This is a genomic window from Streptomyces sp. NPDC047981, from assembly GCF_040653315.1.
Classification (GTDB): domain Bacteria; phylum Actinomycetota; class Actinomycetes; order Streptomycetales; family Streptomycetaceae; genus Streptomyces.
In genome coordinates, this window is the sequence record NZ_JBEZNQ010000153.1 from 1 (window position 1) to 7,524 (window position 7,524).

7 protein-coding genes and 1 pseudogene are annotated in these 7,524 nt (G+C 70.9%); 3 read left to right on the top strand and 5 right to left on the bottom strand.

Going from position 1 to position 7,524, the window contains the following annotated elements:
• From AB0E14_RS38725 to AB0E14_RS38745, 5 genes and pseudogenes are all read right to left on the bottom strand, one after another.
• Nucleotides 1-115 (bottom strand): annotated as a pseudogene (locus AB0E14_RS38725) (2-oxoacid:ferredoxin oxidoreductase subunit beta); the annotation flags it as partial.
• Nucleotides 108-2,045 (bottom strand): 2-oxoacid:acceptor oxidoreductase subunit alpha, encoded by a 1,938-nt coding sequence (locus AB0E14_RS38730; RefSeq protein WP_362429950.1) that lies wholly within the window; start codon nucleotides 2,043-2,045, stop codon nucleotides 108-110. The pseudogene AB0E14_RS38725 and the gene AB0E14_RS38730, both read right to left, overlap by 8 nt.
• Before the next feature lie 270 nt (nucleotides 2,046-2,315).
• A complete protein-coding gene (locus tag AB0E14_RS38735) occupies nucleotides 2,316-2,975 on the bottom strand; it encodes a response regulator transcription factor (RefSeq protein ID WP_362429968.1) in 660 nt (219 codons plus the stop codon).
• Nucleotides 2,976-3,096: 121 nt separating this feature from the next.
• A complete protein-coding gene (locus tag AB0E14_RS38740; RefSeq protein ID WP_362429953.1) occupies nucleotides 3,097-4,386 on the bottom strand; it encodes a sensor domain-containing protein in 1,290 nt (429 codons plus the stop codon).
• A gap of 148 nt (nucleotides 4,387-4,534) precedes the next feature.
• On the bottom strand, nucleotides 4,535-5,692 hold the full coding sequence (locus AB0E14_RS38745) for a sensor domain-containing protein (protein WP_362429956.1): 1,158 nt from the start codon (nucleotides 5,690-5,692) through the stop codon (nucleotides 4,535-4,537).
• Nucleotides 5,693-5,895: 203 nt separating this feature from the next.
• On the opposite strand from AB0E14_RS38745, the gene AB0E14_RS38750 reads away from it, so the two are divergent.
• From AB0E14_RS38750 to AB0E14_RS38760, 3 genes are all read left to right on the top strand, one after another.
• A complete protein-coding gene (locus AB0E14_RS38750) occupies nucleotides 5,896-6,303 on the top strand; it encodes an NADH-quinone oxidoreductase subunit A (RefSeq protein ID WP_362429959.1) in 408 nt (135 codons plus the stop codon).
• The gene (locus AB0E14_RS38755) at nucleotides 6,294-6,878 is read left to right on the top strand and encodes an NADH-quinone oxidoreductase subunit B family protein (RefSeq protein ID WP_362429962.1); all 585 of its coding nucleotides are present in this window, start codon (nucleotides 6,294-6,296) and stop codon (nucleotides 6,876-6,878) included. The genes AB0E14_RS38750 and AB0E14_RS38755 overlap by 10 nt, the downstream gene beginning before the upstream one ends.
• Nucleotides 6,875-7,524: NADH-quinone oxidoreductase subunit C (locus AB0E14_RS38760; protein ID WP_362429965.1), on the top strand; the 650-nt coding region annotated here is incomplete at its 3' end. The genes AB0E14_RS38755 and AB0E14_RS38760, both read left to right, overlap by 4 nt.

Sequence of the window (7,524 nt, forward strand, 5' to 3'; positions counted from 1 at the left end):
GGACGGCGTAGTCACCGCAGCCGGGGCACCAGCGCACTTCCTGGTCGGACTTGAAGTCCTTCATCGACTGCGCCGCTTCGGCCTTCGGCACGAGGTTCAGGAGCGTCTCACTCATCGATGGCCTCCTCGAGGGCCGAAGCGAGCTGCTCGGCCTTGAACGGCATGCCGTTGACCTGGGTGTGCGAGTGGGCGTCGACCAGGTACTTCGCCCGCACGAGCATGGCGAGCTGGCCGAGGTTCATCTCGGGCACCACTACCTTGTCGTAACGCTTGAGGACCTCTCCGAGATTCCTCGGGAAGGGGTTGAGGTGGCGCAGGTGGGCCTGGGCGATGGGGTGCCCGGCGCGGCGCAGCCGGCGGACGGCGGCGGTGATGGGTCCGTAGGTGGAGCCCCAGCCCAGGACGAGGGTCTTCGCGCCGTCCGGGTCGTCGACCGTGAGGTCGGGGACCTCGATGCCGTCGATCTTGGCCTGGCGGGTGCGGACCATGAGGTCGTGGTTGGCCGGGTCGTAGGAGATGTTGCCGGTGCCGTCCTGCTTCTCGATGCCGCCGATGCGGTGTTCGAGGCCGGGGGTGCCGGGCACGGCCCAGGGGCGGGCCAGGGTCTGCGGGTCGCGCTTGTAGGGCCAGAAGACCTCGGTGCCGTCGTCCAGGGTGTGGTTCGGTCCGGTGGCGAACGCCGTGGTCAGGTCCGGGAGTTCCGCCACCTCGGGGATGCGCCAGGGTTCGGAGCCGTTGGCGAGGTAGCCGTCGGAGAGGAGGAAGACCGGGGTGCGGTAGGTGAGCGCGATCCGGGCGGCCTCGATCGCCGCGTCGAAGCAGTCCGCGGGCGTCTTCGGCGCGACCACCGGGACCGGGGCCTCGCCGTTGCGGCCGTACATCGCCTGCAGCAGGTCCGCCTGCTCGGTCTTGGTCGGCAGGCCCGTCGAGGGGCCGCCGCGCTGGATGTCCACGATCAGCAGCGGCAGTTCCAGCGACACCGCGAGCCCGATGGTCTCCGACTTCAGTGCCACACCCGGCCCTGAGGTGGTGGTGACCGCGAGGGAGCCGCCGAACGCCGCGCCCAGCGCCGCGCCGATGCCGGCGATCTCGTCCTCGGCCTGGAACGTGCGCACACCGAAGTTCTTGTGACGCGACAGCTCGTGCAGGATGTCCGACGCCGGAGTGATCGGGTACGAACCCAGATACAGCGGCAGGTCGGCCTGGCGGGAGGCGGCGATCAGGCCGTAGGACAGGGCCAGGTTCCCGGAGATGTTCCGGTAGGTGCCGGTCGGGAAGGCGCTGGTCGCGGGTGCGACCTCGTAGGAGACGGCGAAGTCCTCGGTCGTCTCGCCGAAGTTCCAGCCGGCGCGGAACGCGGCCACGTTCGCCTCGGCGATCTGCGGCTTCTTCGCGAACTTCTGCCGCAGGAAGGTCTCGGTGCCCTCGGTGGGCCGGTGGTACATCCAGGACAGCAGCCCGAGCGCGAACATGTTCTTGCTCCGCTCGGCCTCCTTCCGCGAAAGCCCGAAGTCCTTCAGCGCCTCGATCGTCAGCGTCGTCAACGGCACCGGATGCACCCGGTAGGCGTCCAGCGAACCGTCCTCCAGCGGAGACGTCGCGTAGCCCACCTTCGCCATCGCCCGCTTGGCGAACTCATCGGTGTTCACGATGATCTCGCCGCCCCGCGGCACATCGTCGATGTTCGCCTTCAACGCCGCCGGATTCATCGCGACCAGCACGTTCGGCGCGTCACCCGGGGTCAGGATGTCGTGGTCGGCGAAGTGCAGCTGGAACGAGGAGACACCCGGCAGCGTGCCGGCAGGAGCCCTGATCTCGGCCGGGAAGTTCGGCAGCGTCGACAGATCGTTCCCGAACGACGCCGTCTCCGAGGTGAACCTGTCACCCGTCAGCTGCATACCGTCACCGGAGTCACCGGCGAACCGAATGATCACCCGATCGAGTCGGCGGACTTCCTTCTCGTCGCCGTGGTGGGGCGCCGCCGGGGCGCTGCGCTGCTCCCCGACCAGGGCCTCACCGGCCTCGCTACTGACCTGGCTGGTCACTGAACTGGACCTCCCTCGCGGCAAGGGTCTCTCCGCCAGAGGCGGGAGAAGGCTCGCGGGGCGGACGGCGAACCGCCCGGCCCCGTGGCCCACCCTACGACGGTGGGATGGCCCTCCCCGGGACTTCTCGCATCGTGGACCTCGTTTTGAGATGCCCTCTTGCCCTGAATCGTCACGTTCTGTCGCCCCCCAGGATCTTCCGGAAAGTCGCGTTCCGCTCGTTCTTAGGTCTTAGGTCCGAATCCAGCCATCTGACAGAGTGTCAGGTAATCAGGAGTTCAGGTAGGTCAGCACGGCGAGTACCCGACGGTGATCCCCGTCACTCGGTGACAGGCCCAGCTTCAGGAAGATGTTGCTGACGTGCTTCTCCACCGCGCCGTCGCTCACGACGAGCTGCCGCGCGATCGCCGAATTGGTCCGGCCCTCCGCCATCAGGCCCAGGACCTCGCGTTCTCGCGGGGTGAGGTTCGCCAGGACGTCCTGCTTGCGGCTCCGGCCGAGCAGCTGCTGGACGACCTCGGGGTCGAGCGCCGTACCGCCCCTGGCCACCCGGACCACGGCGTCCACGAACTCGCGGACCTCGGCCACCCGGTCCTTCAGGAGATAGCCCACTCCCCGGCTGGATCCGGCCAGAAGCTCGGTGGCGTACTGCTCCTCCACGTACTGCGAAAGGACCAGGACCCCCACTGCGGGGTAATCCTTGCGCAAGCGCACCGCCGCCCGGACCCCTTCGTCCGTGTGCGTCGGGGGCATCCGTACGTCCGCCACCACCACGTCCGGCAGCGCGCCCTCGCCCGCCAGCTCGGCCACGGTCTTGACCAGGGCCTCCCCGTCACCCACACCGGCGACGACCTCGTGCCCCCGGTCGGTCAGCAACCGGGTCAGGCCCTCGCGGAGCAGCACTGAATCCTCGGCGATGACCACGCGCACCCTGTCCGCCACGTCTTCCACGACCCTGAAGCCCCCATGTTCCGCTGATCTCTGCGGCTCCAGCATCGCACTACGCCGCCCCTTCGGGGGCGGATCGCCCGGCTCCGCCCGGTGCGAAGGGTCACGCCCTCCAGGGCAGCTCGGCCGTGATCGTCGTCGGGCCGCCCGCGGGCGAGTCCACGGCCAGGACCCCGTCGACCGCGTCGAGCCGCTCCGTGAGACCGGCGAGGCCCCGGCCCGCCGCGGTGTCCGCACCGCCCCGGCCGTCGTCCCGCACCTGGAGCAGCAGCCGGTCGCCGACCTGCCACACGTCCACCCAGGCGCGCCGCGCCTCCGCGTGCTTGGACACGTTCTGCAGCAGCTCGGACACGGTGAAGTAGGCGATGCCCTCGATCGCCGGCACGGGCCGGGTCGGGAGGTCCACGTCCACCGAGACCGGGACCGTGCAGCGCGAGGCCACCGCCGACAGGGCCGCGTCCAGGCCCCGGTCGGTGAGGACCGCCGGGTGGATGCCCCGGGCCAGGTCCCGCAGCTCCTGAAGCGCCGTCTTCACCTCGCCGTGCGCCTCGTCGACCATCCGGGCCGCCGCCTGCGGATCCTCCGCGAGCTTCTCCTTCGCGAGCCCCAGATCCATGGCGAGGGCGACGAGCCGGGCCTGCGCGCCGTCGTGCAGATCGCGCTCGATGCGGCGCAGGTCGGCGGCGGCGGTGTCGACGACCACGCCCCGGTCCGACTCCAGCTCCGTGACGCGGGTCGCGAGCCGCGACGGTCCGAGCAGCCCGGCGACCATCAGCCGGTCCACCGAGACCAGCGCGCGGATGATCCACGGCCCGGCGAGCACGAACAGCAGACCGACGGCGCTGGTCACGGCGATCTCGAAGGGGGAGTCCAGGTAGAAGGCGTGCGTCCGGTCGCCGTACAGCTGGATGCCGTCCTGCCCCGCGTACAGCGGGAAGACCCACTGCCAGAGCGGGTACGTGAACATGGCCCAGCCGTACATCCAGAAGGCCACCGAGACCGTGAACGCGAAGATCGCCCACGGCATGTACAGGAGCGCGTACAGCAGGTGCCGCCAGGACGCGCCGCTCTTCAGCGTCGCCCCCATCCACGACAGGGCCCCGCCGGTACGGCCCCGGGCCGGCTCGGGAGGTGCCACGTCGAGACCGAGCAGCCCGCGCGCCCGGGCCCGTTCCACGGCGCCGAAGCCCCGGCAGAGCGCCAGGGCGCCGGCCAGGACCGGGATGCCGAGGAAGGTCACCAGGAGACCGGCTCCCGCCGCGACGAGGGCGATGGAGAAGGCGAAGTAGAAGCAGCTGAGCGGCAGCCCGAGCGCCAGATAGCCGAACTCGCGCCAGGTGCGGGCCTCGAACGGCGCGCGGATCGCGGCGGGAAGACGGAAGGAGGCGGCCATCGCGGTGGTCCGTTTCTGCTCGGGGGAGGGGCGTCAGGGGTACGACACAAGGGTTCCGCGCGGGCGTCCCCGGGACCATGAGGGAGGTGGGCGTCTCCGCCCGGGGGTTTTCCCTACCAGGGGCGGGCGCACGGCAGCCCGCTCAGGCCTACGCCCCCGTCGGCCTGGCCCGCCACGGCAGTTCCGCCGTGACCGTCGTCGGGCCGCCCTCGGGCGAGTCGAGGACGAAGAGCCCGTCCACCGCGCCCAGACGCTCCGCGAGCCCCGCCATTCCGGTACCGCCGTCGAGCCGCGCGCCGCCCTTCCCGTCGTCCTGCACCTGGAGCAGCAGCCGGTCGTCGCGCCGCCAGACGTCCACGGAGGCGGACCGGGCCCGCGCGTGCTTGGAGACGTTCTGCAGCAGCTCGGAGACGGTGAAGTAGGCGATGCCCTCGATCGCCTCCGCGGGCCGCTCGGCCAGGTCGACCGTCACCTTCACCGGGACGGTGCAGCGCGCCGCGATCGACGAGAGCGCCGCGTCCAGGCCGCGGTCGGTGAGGACGGCGGGGTGGATGCCCCGGGCGAGATCGCGCAGTTCCTGGAGCGCGAGCTTCACCTCGCCGTGGGCCTCGTCGACCATCGCCGCCGCGGCCTCCGGGTCCTCCAGGAGCTTCTCCTTCGCCAGACCGAGCCCCATCGCGAGGGCGACGAGCCGGGCCTGCGCCCCGTCGTGCAGATCGCGCTCGATGCGGCGCAGATCGGCGGCGGCGGTGTCCACGACCACGCCCCGGTCCGACTCCAGCTCGGCGATCCGCCGCTCCAACTCGTCCGAGGGCGACAGCAGCCCGCGCACCATGACCCGGTCGACGGTGGACAGACCGCGCGCCACGAACGGGAGCACCGGCCAGAGCACGATCAGCGAGACGAGGGTGACGGCGAAGGTCACGATGCCCCAGGGCAGCCGGATGAAGCCGTACAGCATCGTCCGCCAGCCGACCGGGTCCTTCAGCGCTGTCCACAGCCAGTTGAGGAAGCCGTGCCGGCGGGGGAGCGGGCTGGGCTCCTCCACGCGTACGTCGAGCAGCGCGCGGGCCCGCGCCCGTTCGGACCGGCCGATCCCGCGCGCCCCGGTCAGGCCGAACGCGAGCAGCGGCAGGCCGACCACCGTGACGGCGAGACCGACGCCGATCGCGACCGACGCCACCGTGTAGACGAAACCGACCAGGCCGGTCAGCAGGTTGGTGAGGAGGAAGGAGATCTCCTTCCAGGTCTGCCGGCCGTACGCGGGGCGGACGGGCGGCAGCGGGGTGTCGGTCTCGGCGTTCATGTGCCAAGCGTGCCGGTCGGCGGGCCCGGCACGCCATGGGGTACGTAGGTGAAGGAGAGTAGGGGTAACCCCACTGTTCAACCCGTGACACACCGCTTACGGCATCTTTAGCAGGGCCTAGACTCCCGTGCGTACAGAACGCGCGTACAGAACGTGCGTACCGAACACAGAACGTCGAAGCGGGCAGGAAGCGAGGGGTGGACGTGCCGGATCCGACCGTACGGGCAGGCATCGGACTCGCGTCGGACTACTTCGAGTCGTACTCCGTCGTCGGTCTCCTCGCCGTCATCGGCGTGCTCTTCGTCGCCGTGGCGTTCGGCGCGGGCCGGCTGCTGCGACCGGTCGTCCCGACGCCGGAGAAGCTGCTGACGTACGAGTGCGGTGTCGACCCCGTGGGTGAGGGCTGGGCCCACACCCAGGTCCGCTACTACGTGTACGCGTTCCTGTACGTGATCTTCGCCGTCGACTCGATCTTCCTCTTCCCGTGGGCGACCGTGTTCGCCGCGCCCGGGTACGGCGCGACGACGCTGGTCGAGATGTTCATCTTCCTCGGCTTCCTGGCCGTGGGCCTGCTCTACGCGTACAAGAAGGGCGTCCTGACATGGACGTGACCCCGAACCCGAACCCGACGCCGCTGCCGGCTCCCACCCTCGGTCCGCTGGCCCGTCTGACGCCGGAGCCGATGAAGGTGGTCCTGAACTGGGGCCGCCGCTACAGCCTCTGGGTCTTCAACTTCGGCCTCGCCTGCTGCGCGATCGAGTTCATCGCCGCGTCGATGGCCCGCCACGACTTCATCCGGCTCGGTGTGATCCCCTTCGCGCCCGGCCCGCGCCAGGCCGACCTCATGATCGTCTCCGGCACGGTGACGGACAAGATGGCGCCGGCGGTGAAGCGTCTCTACGAGCAGATGCCGGAGCCCAAGTACGTCATCTCCTTCGGCGCCTGCTCGAACTGCGGCGGTCCGTACTGGGACTCGTACTCGGTGACCAAGGGCGTCGACCAGATCATCCCGGTCGACGTGTACGTGCCGGGCTGCCCGCCGCGTCCCGAGGCGCTGCTGCAGGGCATCCTCAAGCTCCAGGAGAAGATCGCGCGCGAGTCCCTGGCGGCGCGGTACTCCGGCCCGTCGGTCGGCCAGCTGACCAGCGGCCTGGTGGCCGCGCCCGAGCCGGGCGGTGACAAGTGAGCGGGAACGCGTACGACTCCCTCCCCGAGGCCGTGACCGAGGTCTTCGGCGAGGAGGCGACGGCCGAGCGGGCGTACGACCTGCTGACGGTGGACGTCCCGGTCGGCTCCTGGATCGCCGCGCTCGAGATCGCGCGGGACAAGCTGGGCTGCACGTACTTCGACTGGCTGAGCGCGGTGGACGAGCCGGGCGTGGGCTTCCGCGTCTGCGCGCACGTGGCGGCCCTGGAGGGCGGCGTGGTGCGCCGTCTCCTCGTACGGACGACGGTCAGCCACGAGGCGCCGGTGCTGCCGACGGCGGTACCGGTGTACGCGGGCGCGGAGTGGCACGAGCGCGAGACGCACGAGATGTTCGGCGTGGCCTTCACGGACCACCCGAACCTCGTCCCGCTGCTCCTGCCGGAGAGCTTCGAGGGCCATCCGCTGCGCAAGGACTTCGTGCTCGCGGCGCGCGTCGCGAAGGCGTGGCCGGGCGCGAAGGAGCCGGGGGAGTCCGAGCACGGTGGCCCCAAGCGCCGTCAGATGCTCCCGCCCGGCGTCCCGGACCCCAACGACTGGGGCCCGTTGAAGGGCCAGCTTCCCCCGGCCCCGGCCCGGCCGGCCCGCACCCCGCGTGCGGGCGCCGGTGCCGCCGGTGCGGGTGCCGC